We start from the raw sequence: 25,649 nt of genomic DNA on the forward strand, positions 1-25,649 counted from the left end.
TACCACCAAGGAGATATACGTGACTCAACCCAGCGCCGTGTGGAGCCTGTCCGGTTTCGGCGACGAAGTAGACCCCGACCCCGCTATCCAGGCAGCCGTCCTCCTGGCGTTGGGCGCCAGCCACATTGAAGTCCGCAGCGCCTGGGGGACCAACGTCTCGGAACTGGAACCGGCCGACGTCGAACGCCTCAAGGCGATCCTCGACGACAAGGGTCTCAAAGTCTCCGCTGTCGCGAGCCCCATCGGCAAAGTGGATGTCAGCCTTCCGCTGGAGCACGAACTCGGACGCCTCCGGCAGATCATTTCCGTGGCCAAGGCCTTGGATACCAAGTATGTGCGGATCTTCTCCTTCTACAGGGCCGAGGGGCAGAGCCAGGAAGACATCCGCGACGCAGTGATCGAGCGGATGGGCGCCCTGGCTGCCGAAGCCGAGGCGAACGGGATCATCCTGCTCCATGAGAACGAAAAGGGCATCTACGGAGACACCCCGGAGCGCGTCCTGGACATCATGGAGGCAGTTGGTTCGCCGGCTCTTCGCGTCGCGTGGGACAATGCAAACTTCGTGCAGGTGGGCGTCAAGCCATACACGCAGGGCTACACGCTCCTGCGCCCCTACCTCGAGTACTTCCAAGTCAAGGATGCGCTGGCCACCACCGGAGAAGTTGTCCCCTCCGGTGAAGGAGACGGCGAGCTGGATGAAACCATCGCCGCGCTTGCCGCAGACGGCTACGCAGGCTTCGCTTCGCTTGAGCCGCACCTGGCCGCGGCGCACGAGCTGGGCGGCTTTTCCGGGCCGGTCGCTTTTGGCGTGGCTGCCCGGGCCTTCGCAGGCTTGGCCGCAAAGAACGGCGTCCGCCTGGCCTGACCAGGCACGGCACAGCCAAGAGCACTACACCAAGCAAGGGATCCTTCAAAGGAGCAGGAACATGCCCACAGCAGCAATCATCGGTTGCGGAGACGTCTCCAGCGTCCACTTCGCGGCACTGGCCGGAACCCCCGACGTCGAATTGGTGGCGGTCTGCGACGCCGATCCGGACAGGCTGGCTGCGGCCGTAGCCGCCCACGGGGTACCGGGGTACGCGAGCCATCTGGACTTACTGGCGAAGGCGAGGCCCGACGTCGTACATATCTGCACGCCGCACCACCTCCACGCGTCGCTGGCAGCGGACTTCCTTGAGGCGGGCGTGAACGTGATCGTGGAGAAGCCGCTCGCGCACACGCTCGAAGAAGGCCGCCGCCTGGTGGACGTGGCCGAACGGAGCCCGGCGAAGATCGGTGTCTGTTTCCAGAACCGCTACAACGCGACATCGCAAGCCATGCGCGAACTGCTGGACGGCGGTTCGCTGGGGCAGGTGCTGGGCGCCTCCGCAACCGTGATGTGGCACCGTTCGGGTGACTACTACCGCGACCGGCCGTGGCGTGGAACGTGGGCCGAGGGTGGCGGCGGCTTGATGATGAACCAGGCCATCCATACCGTGGATCTCCTGCAGTGGCTGGTGGGGGATGTGGCGAAGGTGGAAGGCCGTGCCGCGACCCGTGCTTTGGCGGGAGTCATCGAGGTGGAAGACACCGCGGAGTTCGTGGCGGAGCATGAGAACGGTGCCCGGAGTGTTTTCTATGCGACGCTGGCCAATGCCGTCAACGCGCCGGTAACGCTGGACATCGTCACGGAGAACGCCACCCTCAGCCTCCGCGGCGACCTCACCGTGACATACGCGGACGGCTCCGTGGAGGTCATCAAGGAGCAGCTGCAGGAAACCGGGGGGCGTTCGTATTGGGGGGCGTCCCATGAACTCCTGATCAAGGATTTCTACGCAAAGCTGGAGGCCCCCGGGCCGTTCTGGATCAACCCGGCCGAAGCGTCGAAGTCGTTGCGGATCGTTAAGGACATCTACGCGCAGAGCTACCCGGACCTCGCGGACCTCGTCGCCTGACCCGATCCCGCCCCACCCTGAAACGCCCGCCCCGCCCTGCCCCAAGTAGGTCGCATTTGTGCGCGTTTTGAGCGTTCTAAACGTGCACTAATGCGACCCAGTTGGGTGCGTGGGCAGGGGCTGGAAAACGCTCTGGCAACAATTCCAGAAACTTTTGACAATCGGTTGCCAAGAAGCGACAAAGTCCGTACTGTGAATCCCACACCCAGAAACATGTGGCCTATGCCACACTCCTCAGTTCTGATCCGGATCCTGTTCGCATCAGGCAAAGACTCATTAGGAGCCGACAATGAAGTTAGGTCCCAAGGCGGCAGCAGCTGCCATCGTCCTGAGCGCCTCACTGGCACTTACGGCCTGCGGCGGAGGCGCAGGCGCAGGAGCCGGCTCGAACGCAGGCGGTGGAAAGACCGTCACGGCGCTCACGTTGGGAACCCTCCGCGACCTTACCTCGTGGGATCCCGCCCAGGCCCACGTCGGCCACGCCCTCCAGCCTTACCAGGTGGCCTACGACTCCCTGATTCTCCGCGAGCCGGACGGCAAGCTGAGCCCCATGCTGGCCACGGAGTGGAAGTACAACGAAGCCCGCACCAAGCTGACCATGGACCTGCGCACGGATGTGACGTTCAGCGACGGTGCGAAGTTCGACGCTGAAGCTGCCAAGGCCAACATGGACCACTTCAAGAAGGCAAACGGCCCGCAGATGGCCCAGCTCAGCTCCGTGTCCGACATTGCCGTGGTGGACGCGGACACCATCGACATCAACCTGACGGCCCCCGAACCCGCACTGGAGTACTTCCTCAGCCAGGCTGCCGGCCTGATGGGAAGCCCCAAGGCCCTGGGTACGGACGCCATCAAGACCGAACCGGTCGGCTCGGGCCCGTACGTCATGGACAAGGCCGCTTCGGTCAAGGACTCGCAGAGCGTCTTCAACGCCCGCGAAGGCTACTGGAACAAGGACCTCCAGAAGTACAAGAAGATCACCCTGAAGGTCCTCCTGGATCCGACGGCCCGCACCAACGCCTTGGTTTCCGGCCAGATCGACGCCACCCTTCTGGACCCGAAGAACGGCAAGCAGGCTGAGGGCGCCAAGATGAAGCTCGAGGCCAACCAGGTTGACTGGTCTGGACTGCTCCTGCTGGACCGGGAAGGAACCAAGAACCCGGCCCTGGCCAACGTCAAGGTCCGCCAGGCCATCAACTACGCCTTCGACCGGAAGACCATCCTGGACCAGGTGATGCTTGGCCAGGGAACCCCCACCTCGCAGCCGTTCGGCAAGGACAGCGGTGCGTGGACTGAAGAGCTGGAGAACTACTACACCTACGATCCGAACAAGGCCCGGCAACTCCTGAAGGAATCCGGCTTTGAAGGCAAGGTCAGCATCGACGTTCCCACCCTTCCCGGTGCGGAAACCCTGATCTCGGTGCTCAAGCAGCAGCTTGCCGACGTCGGAATTACCCTGAACCCGGGTGCGGCGATCACCAACACCTTTACAGCGGACGTGGCAGCCCAGAAGTACCACGCACTCTTCTTCAACCTGTTCCAGGGTGAGCCCACGGTGGCCATCGACCAGATTGTCTCCACCAAGGCCCTGTACAACCCGTTCAAGACCACCACGCCTGAGCTCGAGGAAAAGATCCAGGCAGTGCGGACCGCCGGTGAAGACGCAGGAACCAAGGCACAGGAAGTGAACAAGTACGTGGTTGAGCAGGCTTGGTTCGCACCACTGTTCCGCGTGAACCAGATGTACTACCACAACGACAAAGTGAACGTAGTCCCGCAAGCACAGCAGGCCGTTCCTTCCATCTACAACTACTCGCCTGCCAAGTAGGACGCCATGATCAAGTTCATTGCCAAGAGGCTGGGCAGCGGGGTGGTGGTGCTGTTCGTCGTCTCGGTACTCACCTTCACCCTGCTGTACACCTCAAGCGGGAGCATTGCCCGGAACATCCTGGGTGACCAGGCCACCCCTGAACAAGTTGCCTTGAAAGAGCAGGAGCTTGGGCTCGACCAGCCCTTGTTCGTCCGCTACTTCGCCTGGCTGGGCGATGCCCTGGCCGGAAACCTTGGAGCCTCATGGTTCACTTCCGAGCCGGTGGCCAACTCCCTGGCCACCCGGATTCCCGTGACCATGACCATGGTTTTCGCCGCAATGATCCTGATCGCCATCTGCGCAGCACTGATCGGTGTTGCGGCAGCCGTCAAGCGCGGCTGGGTGGACAGGGTGGTCCAGATTGGCGCCATCATCGGTGACTCCATCCCGGGGTACGTGATCGGTGTCTTCCTTGTGACCTTCCTGGCCATCCAGCTGGGCCTCTTCCCGGCCACCAGCACCATCTCGCCCGAGGTGGGACCCGAGGCCTGGGTCATCTCGATGACGCTCCCCGTCATCGCACTGCTGATCAACGGCGTTACCGGCGGAGCCCAACAGATCCGCAGCGCCGTGATCAAGCAACTCGAACGCGACTACGTCCGCACTCTCCGCAGCCGCGGTATTGGAGAACGGGAGATTCTCTTCAAGCACGTTCTCCGCAGCGCAGCACCGGCAGGCCTCACCGTCTTGAGCCTCCAGTTGATCGGCATGCTGGGCGGCGTCGTGATTATCGAGCAGATCTTCGCCCTTCCCGGCATGGGTCCGCTCGCTGTCGCAGCCACCAGCCAGACCGACCTCCCGGTGGTCATGGGCGTCGTGATGTACACCGTGGTGGTGGTCATCGTGGTGAACCTCCTGGTGGACATCGTCAATGGTTGGCTCAACCCGAAGGTACGTGTGTCATGAGCGACTCCATGAATTCAGCAACAGCAACAGCAGCCGCCGACGTGGCCGGCGAAGGCCAAAGCGGCACTGTGGTCCGTTCCACCGTCATGCGGCGGCTCTTCAAGAACCCCCTGGGCATCGCCTCGATCGTCATCCTGGGAACCATAGCCCTGTTGGCCATCTTTGCGCCCGTGATTGCTCCTTTCGAGGAGAACTTCGCGAACATCTCCAAGACCCTCGCGGCGCCCGACTCCACGAACATCCTGGGCACTGACAGTGCGGGCCGTGACAACTGGAGCCGCCTGCTCTTCGGTGCCCAGCTGACGCTCCTGTCGGCACTGCTGTGTGCCGGCGTCGCGATCGCCATCGGCCTCCCTGCCGGCCTCATCGCCGGATACTACGCGGGCAAGTTCGAGGCCGTATCCAACTGGGTGGTCAGCATCCTCATGAGCCTTCCGGGCCTGATCGTCCTGCTCACCATCCGCGCGGCCTTCGGCCCCTCGGTGTGGATCAGCATGATCGCTTTCGGCATCCTCATCAGCCCGTCCTACTTCAGGCTCACTCGGGCCGCGGTACAGTCCGTCCGCAACGAACTGTACGTGGACGCCGCCCGTGTCTCCGGACTCTCGGACCTCAGCATCGTGGCCCGGCACATCTTCTCCGTGGTCCGCGCACCCATCATCATCCAGACCGCGGCCATTGCCGGCGTGGCAATCGCCATCCAGTCCGGACTCGAATTCCTGGGCCTCGGCGATCCCACCAAGGCCACGTGGGGCGTCATGCTCTCCGAAGGCTTCAAGAACGTCTACATGACGCCAACCCTGCTCCTCTGGCCGGCACTGGCCATGGCGCTGACAATCGGCGGACTGGTCCTGCTGGGCAACGCGATCCGCGATGCCTTGGAAGACGGCGAAAAGATCAAGCACCGCAAGAAGCGCACCCCCGCTTCAGCAAAGGCCGCTGCCATGGCAACAGCCACCGGGGCAGAACGCACGACGGCGGAACCCGCCAAGGCGCGCCAGTCACGGAAGGCTGTTGCCGCCGTCGAGCGTGGAACCGAACACCACTTGGTCAAGGTGACCAACCTTGGAGTCGGCTACCCGCAGGCGGACGGTTCCATCAAGAAGGTAGTGGACGACGTCTCCTTCCACGTGGACCGCGGCGAGATCCTGGGAATCGTGGGGGAGTCGGGCTCGGGCAAGTCCCAGACCGCGTTCTCCATCCTGGGATTGCTGCCGGACAACGCACGGATCGTTGCAGGTTCCATCCAGTTCGACGGCAACTACACGGTGGCGCCGGGTGAGGACCGGGTCAACCAGGAACGGTTGTCCAAACTGCGCGGCAAGCGGATCTCCTACATCCCGCAGGAACCCATGAGCAACCTGGACCCCGCATTCACCATCGGCTACCAGCTGGTCACGCCCATGGTCCGCGTCCTCGGCATCAGCAAGGCAGAAGCCCGCACCCGGGCACTCAAACTGCTGACCGACGTCGGGATCGTCAATCCGGAACGTACCTTCAACGCCTACCCGCATGAAGTCTCCGGCGGCATGGCGCAACGCGTGCTGATTGCCGGTGCCATCAGCTGCGAACCGGACCTGGTGATCGCAGACGAACCCACCACCGCATTGGACGTCACCGTCCAGGCCGACGTACTGGACCTGCTCCGCGAACTGCAGCAGCGCTTGAACATCGGCGTGATCCTCGTGACGCACAACTTCGGCGTGGTGGCCGACCTCTGCGACCGCGTAGCCGTCATGCAGAACGGCCGGCTGGTGGAGGAAGGCACCGTGCGCGAGATCCTCCGCAACCCCAAAGAGCAGTACACGCAGACCCTCCTGGGGTCCATGCTTGAAGGTAAGGAGCCCATGACCATGCTCGTTTCCCCGCCTGAAGGTCCCGTTTCCCACACTGATTCCGGTTCGGGCCGCGTAGCAGAAAAGGAGCCTGTGGCATGAGCACCGTTACTCGTCCGGACGCACCCCTGCTTTCCGTTGAAAACCTGGTGGTCGAATACCCGAGCAAAAGGTTCCGGGCCAAGCCGTTCCGGGCGCTGGCGGACATCAACATCACCATTGGACAGGGCGAGACCCTGGGCCTGGTGGGGGAGTCCGGCTCCGGAAAAACCACCCTCGGCAGGGCCGTCCTGGGCTTGGCTCCTGTCACCCAGGGCAAGGTGGTCTTCGAAGGAAACGACATCAGCAACGCCTCCCGCAAGGAGCGCAGGACCCTCAGCCGGGACCTGCAGGTGGTTTTCCAGGATCCCTACACATCCCTCAACCCTGCCTTGGAAATCGGTGACATCCTCGCCGAGCCCCTGGGCGTCCAGGGCATGGCGAAGGGGGCCGCAAAGAAGCGGGTCAAGGAACTGCTGGACCAAGTGGGCCTGCCATCGGATGCCATCCACCGGTTGCCCCGCGAGTTCAGCGGCGGCCAGCGGCAACGCGTGGCGATCGCCCGCGCGCTGGCACTGTCTCCCAAACTGATCGTCTGCGACGAACCCGTCAGCGCGCTGGACCTCTCAACGCAAGCCCGCGTGCTGGACCTGTTCCTGCAGATCCAACGCGATACCGGGGTTTCCTACCTCTTTGTCTCGCACGACCTCGACGTCGTCCGGCACATCAGCCACCGCGTGGCGGTCATGTACCGCGGCGGGATCGTGGAGCAGGGGCCGGCCGACATCGTCACGCGGGAACCCGGGCACCCCTATACGCAGCGGCTCTTGCTGGCGTCCCCGGTACCCGATCCGGACCGCCAGGAACAGCGCCGTGCGGACCGCCACCGGCTGCTGGAACAGCAGCGCCAACAGACCGAACAGGCTGGCGCCGCGGCCTAGCAGCCCGGACCAGCTGCACCAAGTGGCCTTCACGGGCCGGAAACCACGGAGGAAAAAGTGGCCAAGATAGGCGTACAGGCGATGATGCTCAAGGAGAGCTTCGCCGACATTGGAGCATTCGAGACCCTGCGGAAAGTCAGCGCGATCGGCTACAACGCAGTGGAGATCTCGCAGATCCCCATGACCCCGGAGAACGTGGGTGAACTGGACCGTGCACGCACTGAACTGGGCATGGACATCGCCGCGTTGTCCGTCAATGTCGAGGGCCGCAAAGGCATGCCGGTGGAGTCGCTGGCCGACAACTTCGACAAGATCGTCGATGATGCCAAACGCCTGGACAGCAGCCTTCTCCGCATCGGAATGCTGCCGTTCCCGGCCATGAAGTCGTTGGAGGCGGTAGTGGACTTCGCCAAGCAGGCCAACGGATACGCGGAGCGGTTGCAGGAACACGGCATCAGCCTCTACTACCACAACCACCACGTGGAGTTCGCGAAGTTCGACGGCAAGTACATGCTGGACATCATTGCGGAAAACTCTCCGGCCATGGGCATGGAAATCGACGTCCATTGGGTTCAGCGCGGCGGCCTGGACCCGGTCCGGACCCTTGCCAGGTACGCAGGCAAGACGGCCATGGTCCACCTGAAGGACTACCGGATCGGCCAGATGCCGGAGTCGTCCTTCGGCTTCCTGGAATCCGGTGATTTCGCCGGCTTCATGGCGGAGTTCAAGAACGTCGTGCAGTTCGCGGAGGTGGGCGAAGGCAACCTGGACTTCCCGTCAATCGTTCCGGCCGCCGTCGACGCCGGTGCCCGCTACCTCCTGGTGGAGCAGGACGAACTTTACGGCCGCACGGTGTGGGACGCCCTCCAGACTTCCTACGACAACCTCGTGGCCATGGGCCACAGCGACCTTTTCTAGATTCTTCAACTGACGGAGATTGATTTCATGAGCAAGAAAGTACGCCTCGGCATCATCGGCCTTGGGCAGCAGGGCGGCGCCTACGCCAAATTCATCAAGGACGGCATGGTGCCGAACATGGAAATCGGCGCTATCTGCGACGTCGACCACGCCAAGAAGGAACTCGCAGCTTCCCAGTACCCGGAGGCACCGTTCTTTGACGACTACATCGCCATGCTGGAAAGCGGGTCCGTGGATGCTGTGGTGACGTGTGTTCCGCACTACCTGCACCCCGAAATTGGCATCCAGACCCTCAAACGTGACATCCACGCGCTGGTGGAGAAGCCCGCGGGCGTCTACACCAAGCAGGTCAAGGAACTGAACGATTTCGCGGCCACCAAACCCGGGCTCACCTTCGGCATCATGTTCAACCAGCGCAACAACCCGCTGTACAAGAAGCTCAAGGAAATCGTCGACGGCGGCGAAATAGGCACCATCCGGCGCACCAACTGGATCATCACCAACTGGTGGCGTCCGCAGGGCTACTACAACTCCAGCGAGTGGCGCGCCACCTGGGGCGGCGAAGGCGGCGGCGTCCTCGTCAACCAGGCACCGCACCAGCTGGACCTGTGGCAGTGGATCTGCGGCGTCCCCAAGTCCGTCTACTCGAAGGTGGCGTACGGCTTCCGCCGTGACATCGCCGTCGAAGACGAGGTCACCGCCGTCGTTGACTATGGCGACGGCGCCACGGGCGTTTTCGTGACCGCCACCCACGACATCGTGGGAACCGACAGGTTCGAAATCCTGGGCGACCAAGGCAAGATCGTGGTGGAGGACAGCAAGGTGGCCACGGTGACGCGACTGGTCAAGCCCGAGCGCGAGATCAGCGATTCCATGGGCATGGACGATGTCCGCAAGCTTTTCATGGGCCAGTTGAACCGGGAGGAGCTCTACTCCACGGAAGTCATAGAGTTCGAGTCCGTCTGGGGCGGCCAGCACGCCGGCGTCCTGGAGAATTTCGCAGCCAACATACTGGATGGGACCCCGCTGCTTGCCCCCGGCTCCGACGGCATCAACGGCGTCCGCCTGGCCAACGCCATCCACCTCTCCAGCTGGACCGGCAAGGAAGTTTCCCTCGACTTCGATGAGGACGAATTCCTGCAGGAACTCAACAAGCGCATCGCTGAAGAAGGCACGTTCCCGGAACGCGCCTGACCCCTGGACGCTCTCTCACCTAACCCCGCTTTTCCGCCGACGCTCTATCACTTTCTTCAAGAAATCGAGAGAGGAGCCGGCTCATCGGGACGGAAGGTGAGAGAGCGTTTTTGGCAACCGTCCTGCTTTTTGTTGCCAAACCGCACTACGATGGAGCGGTGACTGAAGCGACGAACACCGGAACCTCCACTGCCCCTGCCAAGCGCGGACGCGGAGAGAAGTCCTCACCCACCATCTACGACATCGCCAAGCTGGCGGGCGTCAATCCTTCCACTGTTTCGCGCGCCCTCAGCAAGCCGGGCAGGGTCAGCGCCAAGACGCAGAAGATCATCGAAGATGCGGCTGCTGAACTGAACTACCAGGTCAACCCCTTTGCCCGGGCGCTCCCCACGGGGCGGACGCAGACCATCGGACTGATCGTCGCGGACATCACCAACCCCACGTTCTTTGACATCATCCGCGGAGCGGAAACCACCGGCGCTGCCCGCGACTACACGCTGGTCCTCGCAGAGTCCTCGGAGTCGCCGGAAACCGAAGTCACTGCCGCCCGGCGCTTGCTGAGCACAGTGGATGGCCTCATCCTCGCCAGTCCGCGCATGGACGACGACAACATCCGGTCCTTGGCCGGGGACAAACCTGTGGTGGTCATCAACCGCGAGATAGAGGGCGTCCCCTGCGTGGTTCCTGACGTCAACAAGGGCATCGGGGAGGCTGTCAGGAGCCTGGCTGCCAACGGTCACGAGCACATCGCCTACGTCGCGGGGCCGCAGCAATCATGGATGACTGCCCGGCGCTGGGAGGGTGTCAAAGCCGCCTGCGAGTGGTCCAAGTTGAGCGCCGTTCGCTTGGAATCGTCCAAACCGACCGTCGACGGCGGCAGGAAAGTAGCGCGCGACGTCCTGGACAGCAGTGCGACGGCGGTCATCACCTACAACGACCTCCTGGCCATTGGCCTCATGCAGGAACTCCAAGCCGGTGGGATGCAGGTTCCGGACCAGATCAGCATCGTGGGATTCGATGACATCTTTGGCGCGGACTTCACCACGCCGGCGCTGACCACCGTGCGGTCCCCGCTGCGCGAGTGCGGCACCCGCGCTGTGACCATCCTGCTTGACGTGCTGCATGGCCACGACGCGCCGGCCGGCCCGGTGAGCGTCGAGACGGAACTCGTGGTGCGGGGTTCCAGCGGCAGGTTGCTTAGCTAACTCTTTTCCGCGATGCAGGGCCCCTGCAGACCTCAGGCAATGCTCGGTGCAATCGAGTGGCAATTTTTGGCAACCGGTTGACAAAACCTCATCGGGAAACCGAAGATTGACCTATGTCACAGTCCCTTGCAGCCCATCCTGACCGGCTCCTGCCCGCTGATCCCGGGACCCGCAGCATTGCGCGGTCCTTGCTGGAGCGCGTCCAGGACCTGCCCATCATTTCTCCCCATGGCCACGTTGACGCCGCTGTCATCGAGCAGAACACTCCGTTCCCGGATCCCGCTGCATTGCTGGTGAGCCCGGACCATTACGTCACCCGCCTGATCCACGCCGACGGGGTGCCCATGGATCAGCTTCATGCCAGCGACTCCAAGGACTCGCGCGGAGTCTGGCGCAGGTTCGTTGAAGCCTGGCCCCTTTTTGAGGGAACGGCCTCCGGTTACTGGCTCCGGACCCAGTTCGAGCAGGTGTTCAAACTTGGCGCCGACCTCTCCGGGATGTCCGCCGACGCCAGCTATGACGCAATTTCCGCCAAGCTCACCGAACCGGACTTCCGTCCGCGGCAGCTTTTCAAGGACTTCAACATCGAGGTCCTTGCCACCACGGACGATCCCCTGGATGACCTGGCCAGCCACAAGGCGCTGACCGCCGACGCCAGCTTCAACGGCCGCGTCCTGCCGACGTTCCGCCCGGACGCGTATTTGAACGTTGCCCACCCTGCCTGGGCCGCCAACGTGGAGCGCCTGATCGAAACCGCGGCCGACGGCGGCACTGGCTACGCCGGCTACATCGCCGCTTTGGAAAACCGCCGTCGTTATTTCGTGGACCACGGTGCCGTGTCCGCGGACCATGGCGTGCGGACGCCGGCAACCCTGAAGTTGGATCAAGCCGACGCGGAAGCGCTCTTCGAGAAGGCCCGCGCCGGCAAAGCCACAGCCGCGGATCGCGATGCGTTCGAAGCCCACATGATGTACCAGATGGCGCGGATGTCCGTGGAAGACGGATTGGTCATGACCATCCACCCGGGTTCCTACCGCAACCACCATCAGCCGACGTTCGAGGCTTTTGGCGCGGACACCGGCCACGACATCCCGTTTGCCATCAATTACACCGAAGGGATCCGGCCCCTGCTGCAGGATTTCGGCACGGCCAAGGACTTCCACCTGGTGTTGTTCACTTTGGATGAGACTGTTTTCTCCCGGGAACTGGCGCCGTTGGCGGGCTTTTACCCCTCGGTCTACCTTGGTGCCCCGTGGTGGTTCCTCGATGCGCCGGATGCCATGCTGCGTTTCCGCTCCGCCGTCACCGAGACAGCAGGATTCTCGCGTTCGTCCGGCTTCATCGACGACACCCGCGCTTTCTGCTCCATCCCCGCCCGGCATGACGCCTCACGCAGGATCGAAGCTTCCTTCCTTGCCCGCCTGGTGGCCGAACACCGGGTTTCCGAGGACCGTGCCCACGAGCTCATCCTCGACATCGTCGACGGATCCCCGCGCCGGGTGTTCAAACTATGAGCACTCCGCGCGCGCGGCTGAGCCGCACCACCCCGGCGGCGCCCGTCCGCATTGTGCACCTGGGACTCGGCGCCTTCCACCGCTCCCACCAAGCCTGGTACACCCAGCACGCCGGCGATGCAGGGGAGTGGGGCATCGCTTCGTTCACCGGACGCAGGCCCGACGCGGCAACTGTCCTGGCCGCCCAGGATGGCCTGTTCACTGTCGTGGAACGCTCCGACGCCGGGGACTCCTTTGAAGTGGTGGGCAGCATCGTCGAAGCCGTCGACGGTGCTGATGTGGCCCGCTTCGTTGACCTCCTCGCCGCTCCGTCCACCGCCGTGGTGACCTTGACCATCACGGAGGCTGCGTACGGATTGGGCGCCGCGGACTTGCCCGTACTGCTGTCCGGAGGTGAACCCACGACGCCGATCGGCCGCCTGGTCGCGGGCCTCGCCGCCCGTAAGGACCACGACGCCGGGCCGCTCGCCGTCGTCAGTTGCGACAACCTCTCGGACAACGGAAACGTAGCCCGGAACGGGGTGCTTTCACTGGCCCGCGAGGTTGATGCCGGGCTGGCCGAATGGATCGGCGCGAACGTCAGCTTCGTCAGCACCTCCGTTGACCGCATCACACCCCGGACCACTCCCGAAGACGTGGCCTTGGTGGCCGAGTCCTGCGGCTACCTCGACGACGCGCCCGTGGTCACCGAGCCTTTCCACAACTGGGTTTTGTCCGGAGACTTCCCGGCAGGCCGGCCTCGCTGGGAGGACGCCGGCGCGGTGTTCGTGGACGACATCGAACCGTACGAGAACCGCAAGCTTTGGCTCCTGAACGGGGCCCACTCGATCCTCGCGTACGCCGGGCAACTCAGGGGCCACGCCACCGTGGCCGAGGCTTTGGAAGACACCGCGTGCCGCCAGGCCGTCGAAGAGTTCTGGGACGAGGCGGCCCGTCATCTGCCTGGAGAAGAATTGCAGGTGCCGGAGTACCGGACCGCGTTGCTGGAGCGCTTCGGCAACTCGCGGATCGCCCACCACCTTGCCCAGATTGGTGTGGATGGCAGCACCAAACTCCGCATGCGAGCGGTGCCGGTGCTCCGGGCCGAGCGCGGGGATGGCCGCACGGGTGCTGCGGCGGCGCGGATGATCGCTGCGTGGTCGGCGTTTGTGGCCGCGCATCCCGGCGGGCAGGACCCGCAATCGGAAGCGATCGCCCAGGCGGACCTGCTGTCCGGCGCTGCGCGGACCCAGGCACTGCTTGCCCTTTTGGATGACGAGTTGGCCCGTGACGGCGCCGTTGTGCAGCTTGTGCACGGGCTTAGCGGACCTTTCCGGGATGGTGCTCCACCTGCTGCTGCCGCAGCCGGCGCAGGTGGAGTCCGGTCCGGCACCGCGGCCTAGCAGCAGGTCTTCCGCGGCCGGTCCCGCGCCGTCCGCGGGTTTGGCCACGCCGAAGAATTTGCCCGGTCGGGCGGGGGTATTCCCTGCCCGCCCGGGCTTTCTTGTGCGTCCGCCCTCACAAAAACAGTTTAAGGAAATTTGCGGCAACCGATTGCCAAACTCTTGCCAACGTGACTAGAATTACAACAGCTGCACAATCCGGGTTCGCCACTCCAGTCGCCAAAGCACTGCTCAGAGTACGTCCGGTCCGCAATGACGCGAAGGGTAAAGGAGCCCGCATTGAAAAAGCTCAGCAAGCTCAGCATCCTCGGCTATGGAGCCGGCGATGCCGCGAATAACCTGGCCTTCACCACGGCCACCATGTTCCTCCTCGTCTACTACACGGACGTCGCCGGCATATCTGCTGCCGCTGCAGGCACGTTGCTTCTGGTCGTGAGGATCTTCGACGCCTTCGCAGACGTGTTTGCCGGCCGGCTCGTGGATCGCACCTACAGCAAGCGCTTCGGCAAATTCCGGCCGTTCATCATGTTCGGTTCCATTCCCCTGCTCCTCCTGAGCGTTGCCACTTTCTCGGTGCCGCAGCTTGGTGAAACCGGAACTCTGCTCTACGCCTACGTCACGTACGCGGCGCTGGGCCTGGCATACTCCTTGGTGAACATCCCCTACGGGTCCCTGGCCGGGGCGATGACCCAGGACCCGGGCGACCGTGCCAAGCTTGGCTCAGCCCGCATGGTGGGTGCGCTGCTGGTAGGTTCCGCTCTGGGTATCTTCGTGGCACCGTTGATCAAGCCCGGGGCCGACCTGCAAGGAACCTTCACCACCATCACGTTGATCTTCGTGGTGATAGGCGCTGCCCTCTACTTCTTCACCTTCGCCACGGCCAAAGAGCGGGTCCATCGGTCGGTGCCCAAGGTTTCCTTCAAGCAGAGCATGGACACGCTGAAGACCAACCGTCCACTGTTGATGCTCTGCCTGAGCTCGTTCCTTTTCCTGACCGGCTACATGGCGCTCTCCTCCGTCCAGCTGTACTACCTCCGCGATGTTCTCGGCCGGCTGGACCTGTATGCCGTGATGTCCATCGTTCAACTGGTGATGACGTTCGTCCTCGCGGCGTTCATGCCCAAGCTGGTGCACAGGTTCGGCAAGAAGACGGTATACGTCGCAGCAGGTGCGCTCAGCGCAGTAGGCGGTGCCATGATCTTCTTCACCCCGGCAGCCCTGACCTGGATCGGCTTTTCCGGCCTGCTGGTCAGCATGCTCGGCGTGATGGCCGTGAGCATCGTGGTGTGGGCGCTTGAGGCTGACACCGTTGAATACGGTGAGTGGAAGACCGGTGTCCGTACCGAAGGCATCACTTACGCGCTGTTCTCCTTCACCCGCAAGACCGGGCAGGCTGTTGGTGGCGCCCTCGCTGCCTACGCCCTCGCCATGGGCGGTTACAAGTCCGGCGCCACCCAAAGCCCGGAGGCCCTGCAGGGAATCCAGTTCGCCGCCGGTGCGCTGCCTGCCATCATGGTGATCCTCGCCATCGCCGTTATGGCCAAGTACAAGCTGACCGACGCCATGCATGCCCAAATCGTCAACGAGATCAAAGCGCGGCGGGCCGTCCAGGAGGGTCGCCGTCCGCAGGAGGGCGGCGCTGAAGAAGCCCACGACGACGGCGGTCCGGTGCCCGGGCGCGGCGCGGACGGGGCCATTGGCAGCGTGGAAGCCCCCGCGCCGGAATCCGTGCAAGCATCCCGCGGCAAAGGCTCGCTCAGCCAGGGGTCGCGTTAGCCGGGATCCGCGTCAGCTGGTAGCCGCGTCAACTGGTGCCCTGCCCCGACTCCACTCTCCATCCCGCGCGACTTGGCAACCGATTGCCAAAAGCGCGCAATCATCCTAGACTCGTTTCAACTTCGCCGAGGGGTGAGATCCCGGCACTTACACCCCTGCTTTCCGCCGAGAGCTAACCCTTCGTTCGCCACCAGCACTGTCCCGAAAGGAAAAGCTGTGAAAATCATTGCTGCTGATGTCTTTGTGACCAGCCCGTCCCGTAACTTCGTCACCCTGCGGATCACCACCGAGGACGGTGTGACCGGTATCGGTGATGCCACGCTGAACGGACGCGAGCTGGCGGTCGCCGCGTATCTGAAGGAGCACGTGGCCCAGTTGCTGATCGGGAAGGACCCGCACCGGATCGAGGACACCTGGCAGTTCCTGTACCGGTCCTCGTACTGGCGCCGCGGCCCCGTGACCATGGCCGCGATTGCCGCCGTCGATATGGCGTTGTGGGATATCAAGGGCAAGATGGCCGGAATGCCGGTCTACCAGCTCCTGGGCGGCGCCTCGCGCAACGGGCTCCGCGCCTACGGCCACGCCTCCGGTTCGGACATCCCTTCGCTGTTCGACTCCGTGCGCGAGCACCTGGAACTTGGGTACAAGTCCATCCGTATCCAGACCGCCGTCCCGGGGATCAAGGCCGTGTACGGTGTTGCCGCGCAGGCCCAGGCCTCGGGGGAGCGCTACGATTACGAACCTGCAGGCCGGGGCAACTTCCCGCTGGAGGAGGACTGGGACACCCGCGCCTACCTGCGCCACCTGCCCACCGTCTTCGAAGCCGTGCGGAACGAGTTCGGCCCCGAAATCCCGTTGCTGCACGATGGCCACCACCGCATGACCCCGATTCAGGCCGCCAAGCTCGGCAAGGCCCTGGAACCGTATGACCTGTTCTGGCTCGAGGACTGCACCCCGGCCGAGAACCAGGAGGGCCTGCGCTTGGTCCGCCAGCACACCACCACCCCGCTGGCCATCGGTGAAATCTTCAACACCGTGTGGGACTACCAGACCCTGATCAAGGAACAGCTGATCGACTACGTCCGTGCCGCGTCCACCCACTTCGGTGGCATCAGCCCGTTGAAGAAGGTCATGGACTTCGCCGCGCAGTACCAGATCAAGTCCGGCTTCCACGGGCCCACGGACATCTCCCCGGTGGGCTTCGCCGCGCAGCTGCATGTGGGCCTGGCCATCCACAACTACGGCATCCAGGAATACATGCAGCACTCGGACAAGACCAACGAGGTCTTCCAACAGTCCATGACCTTCAAGGACGGCTACCTGCACCCGGGCGATGAGCCCGGCATCGGCGTCGAATTCAACGAAGAAGCCGCCGCGGCCTACCCGTACCAGCAGGCCTACCTGCCCTACAACCGCCTCGTGGACGGCACCGTTCATGACTGGTAAACCGATTCACGTGGTGGTCATGGGCGTCGCCGGGTGCGGCAAGAGCACCGTCGGTGCGGCCTTGGCCGAACGGCTCGGCGCCGAGTTCCTGGACGGCGACTCCCTCCACCCGCAGGCGAACATCGACAAGATGGCCGCCGGCACACCCCTGAACGACGCCGACCGGGCACCCTGGCTGGCCGAAATCGGCAGGCGATTCTCGACGTCGGACGCGGCCCTGGTGATCGCGTGCAGTGCGCTCAAGCGCGCGTACCGCGACATCATCCGCGAAGGCGACCCGACCGTGGCATTCGTGCACCTGCACGGAACCCGCGAACTCCTGGGCGAACGCATGAACAACCGCCCCGGCCACTTCATGCCAACCTCCCTCCTGGACTCACAACTGGCTACCCTTGAACATCTCCAATCCGACGAAGACGGAGTAATGGTGGACATCGAAAATCCCGTGGACCAGATCGTGGACCGCGCCGCGGAGTTTCTGCTCGGAGCCCAGGGCGGCAATATCCAGGACGCCGCGGCCCGGTTCCCAGTGGACCTGAAAGCCGCCCCCTTCAACCTGGATGACGCCGCTGTCCAGTGGGTGGAATCCACCATCGGCACAATGTCGCTGGAGGAGAAGATCGGGCAGCTCTTCATCAACCACAACAATGACTACTCCCCGGAGTACCTTGACGAGGTGCTGGAGAAATACCATGTGGGCGGCATGCGGTACAGGCCAGGCCCCTCCGGCGCGGTGCAGGAGCACATCAGGTACGCACAGTCGAAGACCCGGATTCCGCTGCTGGTCGCCTCCAACCCGGAGATGGGCGGCGCTGGAAGTTGCGACGACGGCACTTTCGTTTCAACGCACCTGCAGGCTGGTTCGCACCCGGACAAAGGGATCGCGCGGCAGATGGGCCGGGTTGCCGGCGTCGAAACCGCCGCCCTTGGCTGCAACTGGGCGTTCGCGCCGATCGTGGACATCCACTACAACTGGCGGAACACTGTCATCTCCACCCGTGCCTTCGGCAATACTCCGGAGATCGTGGTGGAGCGTGCCAAGGAGTACTTCGACGGCATCAGCGAATCACCCACCGTCTGCGCGATGAAGCATTTCCCCGGCGACGGCATCGACGAGCGAGACCAGCACGTGGTCACCTCTTACAACACGCTGGGCTACGAGGAATGGAGCCGGACGTACGGTCACGTGTACCGCGAAATGATCGGGCACGGCGTGCAGTCGATCATGGTGGGACACATCGGAGCCCCGGAGGTGTCGCGACACTTCCGGCCCGGAATGACTGATTCCGAAATCCGTCCCGCCACCCTTGCCCCTGAGCTGCTGCAGGACCTGCTCCGCGGTGAACTGGGCTTCAACGGCCTGGTGCTCACCGACGCCTCGCTGATGGTTGGCCTGACCCAGGCCATGAAGCGCCGGGACCTGGTACCTGCGACGATCGCTGCCGGTTGCGACATGTTCCTCTTCTTCCGTAACCCGGAGGAGGACTTCCAGTTCATGCTGGACGGCTACAAGTCCGGCGTCATCACCGAGGAGCGATTGCAGGATGCGCTCCGGAGGATTCTCGGCATCAAGGCGAGCCTTGGGTTGCACACGGCTTCCCGTGAATCACTGGTTCCGTCGGCTGATGCGCTGTCGGTCATCGGAAGTGAAGCCCATAAGGCTGTGGCCGCCGAGATCGCGGACAAGACCGTCACCCTGGTCAAAGACACCGCGAACAACCTCCCGATCAGGCCCGAAACCCACAAACGTATCCGGCTCTACGGGATCTCCGGAGGTGCGGACTTCACCCGCGCTGACCCGCTCGCCTACCTGGACACCGTGAAGGAGGAACTCGAAGCTGCGGGCTTCTCGGTTGACGTGTTCAAAACGGCTGAGCAGCGTTCAGCCGCGGGGGAGACCGGGATGAACTTCATGCGGGTCCTCTCAGAGGAAGCCACGGCGGATTACGCTGAACGCTACGACGCTGCTTTCGTCTTTGCCAACGTCAAGGGGTTCGCGCAGGAAGCGGCCATCCGCATCAAGTGGTCATCACCCATGGCAGCCGAAATCCCCTGGTACGCCACGGAAGTTCCCACTGTGTTCGTCTCGCTGAACCAGCCCAACCACCTGATCGACGTGCCCATGGTGAAAACCGCCATTCACGCCCACGCAGGAACCAGGGAGGCCATCCGCGCGACGATCCACAAGATCCAAGGCAACTCGGAGTTCCAAGGGACGTTCAACGACAACGTGTTCTGTGACTCCTTCGACACCCGGCTCTGATTTCCCGCTCGCAGCACTTCGATTTCCTGCTCCCGGCCTTACGTAGAATAGAAGCCATGACTTCCTCGCCTGAGACCTCAGTTGCCCGCGCCCGCCTTCTTGAACTCATCAAAGAACTGGCGGTGGTCCGCGGAAAGGTGATCCTCTCCAGCGGCAAGGAAGCTGACTACTACATCGACCTGCGCCGGATCACCCTCCACCATGAGGCATCCAAACTGGTGGGTCAGGTCATGTTGGCAATGATCGACGACGCCGGGATCCCGGTTGAGTGCGCCGGCGGCCTCACCATGGGTGCCGACCCCGTCGGTACCGCTGTGATGCACGCAGCCGCCGACGCCGGGCGCGCTGTTGACGCCTTCGTGGTCCGCAAGGCCCAGAAGTCCTATGGCATGGGCCGCCAGGTGGAAGGTCCGTCCGTTGAAGGCCGCAATGTTGTGGTCCTCGAGGACACTTCCACCACGGGCGGATCCGCACTGACCGCCGTCGAGGGTGTCCGCAAGGCCGGCGGCAACGTGGTTGCCGTTGCCGTGATCGTCGACCGCGACACCGGCGCGAAAGAGAAGATCGAAGCCGAAACGGGTGTCCCGTACCTCTTCGCTTTCGGCAAGGATGAGCTGGGACTCGACTAAGCGTCCGGGCGCGTCAAAAAACGTTGCCGCCCGCTGCCCTGAGGTACTACAGTAGTACCTCAGGGCAGCGGGAAGGACTCTTTGTGGAGGTCAAAAACAGCGTCACGAGCCGGGAGTTTAATCACTCGTCCAGCGAGATCCTCCGGCAGGTACGCGAAGGCAACGTCATACCTGTAACTTATGGCCGGCGCGGGGACGTCGTGGCGTACGTAGTTCCGGCGTCTGTCCTGAGAAATCACGACGAAGTTGAAGCCGTCCACCGAGCTGTCACGGCTCAGCGCCGGTCGGCGAGGGACGTCGTTATGGCATCCACGGTGACCTTTGACTCCGAGGCTACCCTTCATGCAATGCGCGAAGGAGAGCGCTACTGATGCCGATCGTCAGCGCGGGATGCTATTTGGACACATCTTCACTGATCCGGCTCCTTACGCCTCAGCATCCCTCCCGTCAATCGCTCTTGGATTACCTTGACCAAGCGGACCTCTGGAACCAGCTATGCACCAGCAAACTCACGCAGTTGGAGGCGGCACGTGTAGCCGTGAGGGACGGCAACCATAACCTCGGCGCGCAGGTCGATCTCTTCTTGAAGCAGATAACAGTGATGCCTATCTCCAGTGCCATTCTGGACCGGGCCATGGAAATTCCGTTCCACGTCAAATCCCTTGACGCTATACATGTGGCTTCTGCCGCGGCTGCGACCGTCGTCATGACGTCGGATAAGAACATGACTGACGTCCTGAACAGGCTTCAGCAACACCCGGATTGGTCGTCGGCATACTCGTTCAAAGAAATCTTCGGTTAAGGGCAGAAGCAGGCAAAATCATCGGGTCGGGAGGGACGAGGGCAATCCTCCGAGGGCGCATCCTAAGGGCATCGGCGGTGCGGTTTCCACAGGGCTGTAAGGGAGTGCGTTCGAAGCCTATGCTGGCTGCGTGGGCGTTCAGGTAGGGAAGCTTCCGGTACCGCCGGAAGTGGAAGAAGACCTCCCGCGGCCCGCCAAGCCTGAGCCGGGCCGTGGGCCCGGGGCAGGGACGGAGCCAGCGGAGGATCCGGGTTCGTGGGCCCGGATCCTGCCTTACGCTGCCCGACTGAAGAAGTCGTCCCGCCGTAACTTCCTGGTGGCTGCGGGCGCGTCGGCGGCCCTGGCGGGCGACATGCTTTTCACCCGCCACGTGCAGGCTGAGCGGCGCGCACCAAAAATCCTCCGCATCCCGGATCAGTTCTCCGATTTGTACTTCCCTAAAGCCAGCTGGATCCTCTTTCCGGGCTACAAAACCAGCTGGGAAGAAGCGCAGTGGATCCTTAATTCGTTGCGTCCGGCACTCCACCAGCGGGGCCGCCTGGCTGCCGTGGGATATTCCAACCTGGGGCTGGACGTTGACGAGGTGGTCCGCGAGGTAATCCTCTACGTCCGTGAGCTGGGCCTCGAGAAGCTCTATTTTTACGGACACAGCTTCGGCGGAATGCTCGCGACGCAAGTGGCTGCCCGCCTCCTGGAGTTGCATGGCGTTGAGACGGAACTCATCGTCCTCGATTCAAGCCCGTTCAACCGTGCCGACGTGTTGGATAAGAGCTGGTTCGACGGTGTGGTGTTCCTCTACGAGAACGGTTTCAGGATTCCCTCGGTACTTCGCGGCGGCTACGAGCTGGGGGAGCGGGTGGTTCACAAAGATGAGCGTTCCTGGCGGCAGATCCTCGACCAAACGGCCGAGCAGCTTTCTCCGATCGCGCCGTCCAGCGTTCTGATCCAGACCGAATCTGCCTACATTTACCACTTTGATGGCTTGCGCTTCGTCGGGAAGCTGGGTCCGGCCAAGATGGCGTACATGGGCAACTCGGCCGACGGGACGGTCAACTACCTCACTGCACGGGCCGGGTGGAGCAAAGTATTTGCGCAGAACATGAAGCTTCCGATCCTGAGCACCGCAGGCGCCCGGCCGGCCCACGCCAGCCCCCAATGGAATCCCGACGTCTACCGGCCGCTGATTGAGCACATTCAGAACCAGCTCGATCCGTTACCGCCGGCACCCGAAGAACCGTCCTACCGGACGCCGGACGGGCGCATCATCCGGCCGGCTTGAGGTGACCGGCGTCGGCTGAGCTGGGCTGGTTGGGGCTGTTCCGGTTGGGCTGGGTCCGGTTGATCTGAAGGGAGCCGTGCCTCAGGAACCGTCGCGAAGCCTCTCAACCTCGACGGCGGTCAGGCCGGCCTCATTGAGGAAGGCGCGGGCATCACCGAATTCCCTGGCGAATCCCATCAGGAAATGCCGGATGGCCGCTTCCGGGCTTTGCAGGATCATGAGGTCCGGACTGAAGTACTGGGCCGGGGTGGACGGAACGTGCAAGCGCCAGGTGTCCGCCATGACTTTCAAGACGTCGGGGAGGTTTGCTGTTGTGGCGGTGTAATCGTTCACGACGGCCTCATCCGACGCGCCTGCAGCCATGAGCGCCACTGCCGAGACCACCCCGGTCCGATCCTTGCCCAGGGAGCAATGAACCAGTGTGCGCCGGCCCTGTGCCACAGGCCGGAGGGCGTCGGCCACCCACTGCGGGCGGACCCGGAGCCAACCCAGGTAGAGCTCACCCAGATCCTCGGGTGTTTCCACTGCCTGCAAGGACCCTGCCACCGCATTAGGGTCCAACGGGTTATGAATGACTTCGACGCGGGACGGCGCCCCTGTTCCGGCGCGGGACGGCGTCCCTGCAGGGGGAACACTGCCGTCCGCGCCCGAATCCACCAGCCAAGGCACAATGCTGCGCTCGAGGTCGCTGCGGAGGTCCATGATGGCTTGGATCCCGTGCTGCTCCAGGAAGTTCGAAGTGCCGGCAGCATCGAGGCCGAAGGGCTGGCTCCCCCTGAGTATCCGGCCTCCAGCCAAGGGACGCAGATTGAGCACAGCCATGGTGATCTCCTAGATCTGACTCTTGAGATCGGCCACCGAGTTCAGGATTTGGTTGGGCCTGAACGGGAAGGACACGATTTCCTCGCGCTGGGTGATGCCGCTCAGCACCAGGACCGTATGCAGGCCTGCTTCCATGCCGGCAACAATGTCCGTGTCCATGCGATCGCCGATCATTGCAGTGGTCTCTGAATGGGCATCGATCTGGTTCATGGCGGATCGGAACATCATGGGATTCGGTTTTCCTACGATGTACGGTTCACGACCCGTCGCCTTGGTAATCATGGCAGCTATTGCCCCGGTCGCGGGAAGGGGGCCGTCCTTGGAGGGACCCGTGGCATCCGGGTTGGTGGCGATGAAGCGGGCACCGGCCAGGATGTGGCGGACGGCCATGGTGATGGCTTCGAAGGAGTAGGTGCGGGTTTCGCCGAGCACCACGAAATCGGGATCGGTATCCGTAAGGATGAAGCCGGCCTCGTGCAGGGCGGTTGTGAGGCCTGCTTCGCCAATGGTGTAGGCGCGGTTTCCGGAGTCCGAGGAATGAACTTGGTCTTTCAGGAACTGGGCGGTGGCAAGGGCGGACGTCCAGATGTTTTCTTCCGGGATCTCAAGGCCCGAGGCACGCAGCCGCGCCGCGAGGTCACGGGGAGTGAAGATGGAGTTGTTGGTCAGCACGAGGAAGCGCTTGGAGGTATCAACCCAGCGCTGGATAAGTTCGGCAGCACCGGGAATGGGTTGGTTTTCATGGACCAGGACGCCGTCCATGTCCGTCAGCCAGCACTCAATTTCCTTGCCGCTGCGGTACACCGATTTGGTTGTGGTGGGCACGGTTTCATCTGCCATATTCGCCTCCGGCTGGGGTTGGTCATTCACTGCATCCCAGTCTTCCATTTTTGGGGCGGCCAGACACCTTTGAATCTTTCTATGTGGGTAGAAGTACCCATCTGTGAAAGCCGTTTTGACTTGCGCGCAACACCTTGGACCTACCTACTGTTGGGAGGGCTCAGGCAATCCGGGGCCGGTCCCAGCGCTTGAAAGGCCTTGCATGAGCAACAACGGAACACCCCAGCCGCCGTACAACCCGGAGGGCGTTCCCCAGCCCCCGTACAACCCCGACGGCGTTCCCCAGCCGCCGCACGCGGCCAACGCTGCCCAGCACGGCCAGCCGGCCCAACCCAACTACACCGCGCAGCCCGGATATCCAGCACCCGGCGCCCCGTTCGACGGCAACCAATTCGGAGGCAACCAACCCGAACGCAACCCCAACAAGAAGCCGCTGTTGTTCATCCTCGGTGGCCTCGCCGTCGTCGTCATTATTGCCCTGGTGGTGGTCTTCACGTGGCTGGTCCCCTCGATGACCAAACCCGTAGCCGCCGGGGATCCGACGTCGACGGTTGAGCCGTCCCCGGCCGAATCGGCGCCCGCAAGCGACCAGCCGGCCAGCGACGAGGCTGCAGCAGAGGAACCATCGGAGGACTCGGACGCCTCGGGCATGCCCGATGGCGCCATTGCCCTCCCTTCGGTGTGGGAAAGCTTCGATGGCCCGTCCAACGTCCCCGCGGACGGCGACCCGCAGTTCAGCAAGTGGGTCACGGGGGAGTCGTCTTTCCAGTACTTGGCTGAGTGGACGCACGATGAGTCCTTCGGCATCACGAAGGACCCCACCACGGGGGCTGAGATCCAGAAGAGGGCGCAAGGCACAACGGAAACGGACGGCGATGGAATTGCGCTCGCCTACGCGTTCTTCGCCGAGTCCGAAGAGGGCAAATACGGCAAGGACCCGGCAAAGGTAAAGGCCGCCATTGAGGAGATCGAAGCCAGGTTCAAGGGCATGACCGCAACGGAGCTGCCGCAGAACCTGGTTGGCCATAAGTGCGCCTCGGACTTCACAACCAGCATGCCGGAGATCCGGGAATTCCGCCGTGGCGCTGCTGTAGTCATTGGGTTCACGTGCACCAACGCCCGCGGTGAAGAGATCCAGGCCGTCAACCTCTTTTCGGTCACGCCCTGGGGAACGCCGCAGATGCTCGGAGTCAGCGGACACAAGGAGTACTGGGACGCCCACCCGGGACTGATACAGCAGCTGGCCAATTCTTACCGCATCAACAAGTGGAAGCTCGGTTAGGAGCGCCGAAGGGCGAAGCTAAAGTTGAGGGGTGACTGACCTTCCCCCCGAAGCAACCGAGCCCACCCCTGCAAGCGCCGCCACCGACGGTGAGACGGAGGCGAAACCGGAGGTCGGCGTCGGGCCTTGGGAAGGTGAGTGGCCCGAAGGCGACCATTGGGACCCGGACCTCCTGCGGGACGGCGACCGCCGCAACGTGGTGGACCAGTACAGGTACTGGAAGCACGAAGCGATCGTCGCGGACCTGGATTCCAAGCGCCACTCCTTCCACATCGCCATTGAGAACTGGCAGCACGACCTCAACATCGGAACCGTCGTCCGTACGGCCAATGCCTTCCTCGCCAAGGAGGTCCACATCATTGGTCGACGGCGGTGGAACCGTCGCGGTGCCATGGTCACCGACCGCTACCAGCACGTCCGGCACCACCCCACGGTGGAGGACTTTGTGGAGTGGGCCAAGGGGGAGGGGCTGGCGATCATTGGGATCGATATCTTCCCGGATTCGGTGCCGCTGGAGACCTACGACCTCCCGAAGAATTGCGTCCTCGTGTTTGGCCAGGAGGGGCCGGGCCTGACCCCCGAGGTGCACGATGCCGCAGTCGCAACCCTTTCCATTGAGCAGTTCGGCTCGACGCGTTCCATGAACGCAGCATCCGCCGCCGCAATCGCCATGCACGCGTGGGTCCGGCGCCACGTGTTCAGCCAGCCCGTCTAGCCCTCCCCGAGATGACATTTGATGACAATGCAGGGCGGGCGGATTGTCATTAAGTGC

Annotated in this window: 21 protein-coding genes; 19 read left to right on the forward strand and 2 right to left on the reverse strand. The window is 63.3% G+C overall.

The annotated features are described in order from the left end of the window. The first annotated feature begins 19 nt into the window (after window positions 1-19). From RI444_RS02630 to RI444_RS02710, 17 genes are all read left to right on the forward strand, one after another. Window positions 20-865 carry a sugar phosphate isomerase/epimerase family protein gene (locus RI444_RS02630; RefSeq protein WP_207605163.1) on the forward strand — a complete coding sequence of 282 codons (846 nt, stop codon included), beginning with the start codon at window positions 20-22 and terminating at the stop codon, window positions 863-865. Window positions 866-926: 61 nt separating this feature from the next. Continuing rightward, complete coding sequence (locus RI444_RS02635) at window positions 927-1,934, forward strand: Gfo/Idh/MocA family protein (protein ID WP_207605162.1); 1,008 nt, start codon at window positions 927-929, stop codon at window positions 1,932-1,934. A 289-nt stretch (window positions 1,935-2,223) separates the two neighbouring features. Next, complete coding sequence (locus RI444_RS02640; protein WP_021471743.1) at window positions 2,224-3,762, forward strand: ABC transporter substrate-binding protein; 1,539 nt, start codon at window positions 2,224-2,226, stop codon at window positions 3,760-3,762. 6 nt (window positions 3,763-3,768) lie between these two features. Continuing rightward, window positions 3,769-4,710 (forward strand): ABC transporter permease, encoded by a 942-nt coding sequence (locus RI444_RS02645; RefSeq protein ID WP_021471742.1) that lies wholly within the window; start codon window positions 3,769-3,771, stop codon window positions 4,708-4,710. Further along, window positions 4,707-6,647, forward strand: a complete 1,941-nt coding sequence (locus RI444_RS02650) for a dipeptide/oligopeptide/nickel ABC transporter permease/ATP-binding protein (RefSeq protein WP_021471741.1) — start codon at window positions 4,707-4,709, stop codon at window positions 6,645-6,647. Before RI444_RS02645 ends, RI444_RS02650 begins: the two co-directional genes overlap by 4 nt. Further along, the gene (locus tag RI444_RS02655; RefSeq protein WP_021471740.1) at window positions 6,644-7,525 is read left to right on the forward strand and encodes an ATP-binding cassette domain-containing protein; all 882 of its coding nucleotides are present in this window, start codon (window positions 6,644-6,646) and stop codon (window positions 7,523-7,525) included. Before RI444_RS02650 ends, RI444_RS02655 begins: the two co-directional genes overlap by 4 nt. A gap of 57 nt (window positions 7,526-7,582) precedes the next feature. Beyond that, window positions 7,583-8,443, forward strand: coding sequence for a sugar phosphate isomerase/epimerase family protein (locus tag RI444_RS02660; protein ID WP_225740062.1), 861 nt, complete (start codon window positions 7,583-7,585; stop codon window positions 8,441-8,443). A 27-nt stretch (window positions 8,444-8,470) separates the two neighbouring features. Continuing rightward, on the forward strand, window positions 8,471-9,637 hold the full coding sequence (locus RI444_RS02665; RefSeq protein ID WP_207605161.1) for a Gfo/Idh/MocA family protein: 1,167 nt from the start codon (window positions 8,471-8,473) through the stop codon (window positions 9,635-9,637). A 158-nt stretch (window positions 9,638-9,795) separates the two neighbouring features. After that, complete coding sequence (locus RI444_RS02670; protein WP_031216309.1) at window positions 9,796-10,842, forward strand: LacI family DNA-binding transcriptional regulator; 1,047 nt, start codon at window positions 9,796-9,798, stop codon at window positions 10,840-10,842. A gap of 113 nt (window positions 10,843-10,955) precedes the next feature. Beyond that, window positions 10,956-12,356 carry a glucuronate isomerase gene (uxaC, locus tag RI444_RS02675; protein WP_207605160.1) on the forward strand — a complete coding sequence of 467 codons (1,401 nt, stop codon included), beginning with the start codon at window positions 10,956-10,958 and terminating at the stop codon, window positions 12,354-12,356. After that, window positions 12,353-13,738, forward strand: coding sequence for a mannitol dehydrogenase family protein (locus RI444_RS02680; RefSeq protein ID WP_207605159.1), 1,386 nt, complete (start codon window positions 12,353-12,355; stop codon window positions 13,736-13,738). Before uxaC ends, RI444_RS02680 begins: the two co-directional genes overlap by 4 nt. Before the next feature lie 279 nt (window positions 13,739-14,017). Next, complete coding sequence (gene uidB, locus RI444_RS02685; protein WP_207605158.1) at window positions 14,018-15,514, forward strand: glucuronide transporter; 1,497 nt, start codon at window positions 14,018-14,020, stop codon at window positions 15,512-15,514. Window positions 15,515-15,730: 216 nt separating this feature from the next. Then, window positions 15,731-16,960 (forward strand): D-mannonate dehydratase ManD, encoded by a 1,230-nt coding sequence (gene manD, locus RI444_RS02690; protein ID WP_021471733.1) that lies wholly within the window; start codon window positions 15,731-15,733, stop codon window positions 16,958-16,960. Beyond that, a complete protein-coding gene (locus RI444_RS02695) occupies window positions 16,950-19,223 on the forward strand; it encodes a gluconokinase, GntK/IdnK-type (RefSeq protein ID WP_207605157.1) in 2,274 nt (757 codons plus the stop codon). Before manD ends, RI444_RS02695 begins: the two co-directional genes overlap by 11 nt. 56 nt (window positions 19,224-19,279) lie before the next feature. Further along, entirely contained in the window at window positions 19,280-19,852 is a 573-nt protein-coding gene (gene pyrE / locus RI444_RS02700) for an orotate phosphoribosyltransferase (protein ID WP_021471731.1), read from the forward strand. Window positions 19,853-20,222: 370 nt separating this feature from the next. Continuing rightward, window positions 20,223-20,654 carry a type II toxin-antitoxin system VapC family toxin gene (locus RI444_RS02705; protein WP_062094998.1) on the forward strand — a complete coding sequence of 144 codons (432 nt, stop codon included), beginning with the start codon at window positions 20,223-20,225 and terminating at the stop codon, window positions 20,652-20,654. 130 nt (window positions 20,655-20,784) lie between these two features. Further along, window positions 20,785-21,933 carry a Tat pathway signal protein gene (locus RI444_RS02710; RefSeq protein ID WP_062095000.1) on the forward strand — a complete coding sequence of 383 codons (1,149 nt, stop codon included), beginning with the start codon at window positions 20,785-20,787 and terminating at the stop codon, window positions 21,931-21,933. Window positions 21,934-22,014: 81 nt separating this feature from the next. Here the strand turns inward: RI444_RS02710 and RI444_RS02715 are convergent, their stop codons facing one another. After that, complete coding sequence (locus RI444_RS02715; protein WP_021471727.1) at window positions 22,015-22,755, reverse strand: tyrosine-protein phosphatase; 741 nt, start codon at window positions 22,753-22,755, stop codon at window positions 22,015-22,017. A 9-nt stretch (window positions 22,756-22,764) separates the two neighbouring features. Then, window positions 22,765-23,595: an HAD-IIA family hydrolase gene (locus RI444_RS02720; RefSeq protein WP_031216301.1), complete on the reverse strand. Its 831-nt coding sequence runs from the start codon at window positions 23,593-23,595 to the stop codon at window positions 22,765-22,767. A gap of 202 nt (window positions 23,596-23,797) precedes the next feature. On the opposite strand from RI444_RS02720, the gene RI444_RS02725 reads away from it, so the two are divergent. Continuing rightward, window positions 23,798-24,877: a hypothetical protein gene (locus RI444_RS02725; protein ID WP_069696284.1), complete on the forward strand. Its 1,080-nt coding sequence runs from the start codon at window positions 23,798-23,800 to the stop codon at window positions 24,875-24,877. Between the two features lie 31 nt (window positions 24,878-24,908). Next, entirely contained in the window at window positions 24,909-25,592 is a 684-nt protein-coding gene (locus RI444_RS02730; RefSeq protein WP_207605156.1) for a TrmH family RNA methyltransferase, read from the forward strand. Window positions 25,593-25,649: the final 57 nt, after the last annotated feature.

Origin of the sequence: Paenarthrobacter sp. AT5 (genome assembly GCF_032764245.1) — a bacterium.
Classification (GTDB): Bacteria; Actinomycetota; Actinomycetes; order Actinomycetales; family Micrococcaceae; genus Arthrobacter; species Arthrobacter ureafaciens.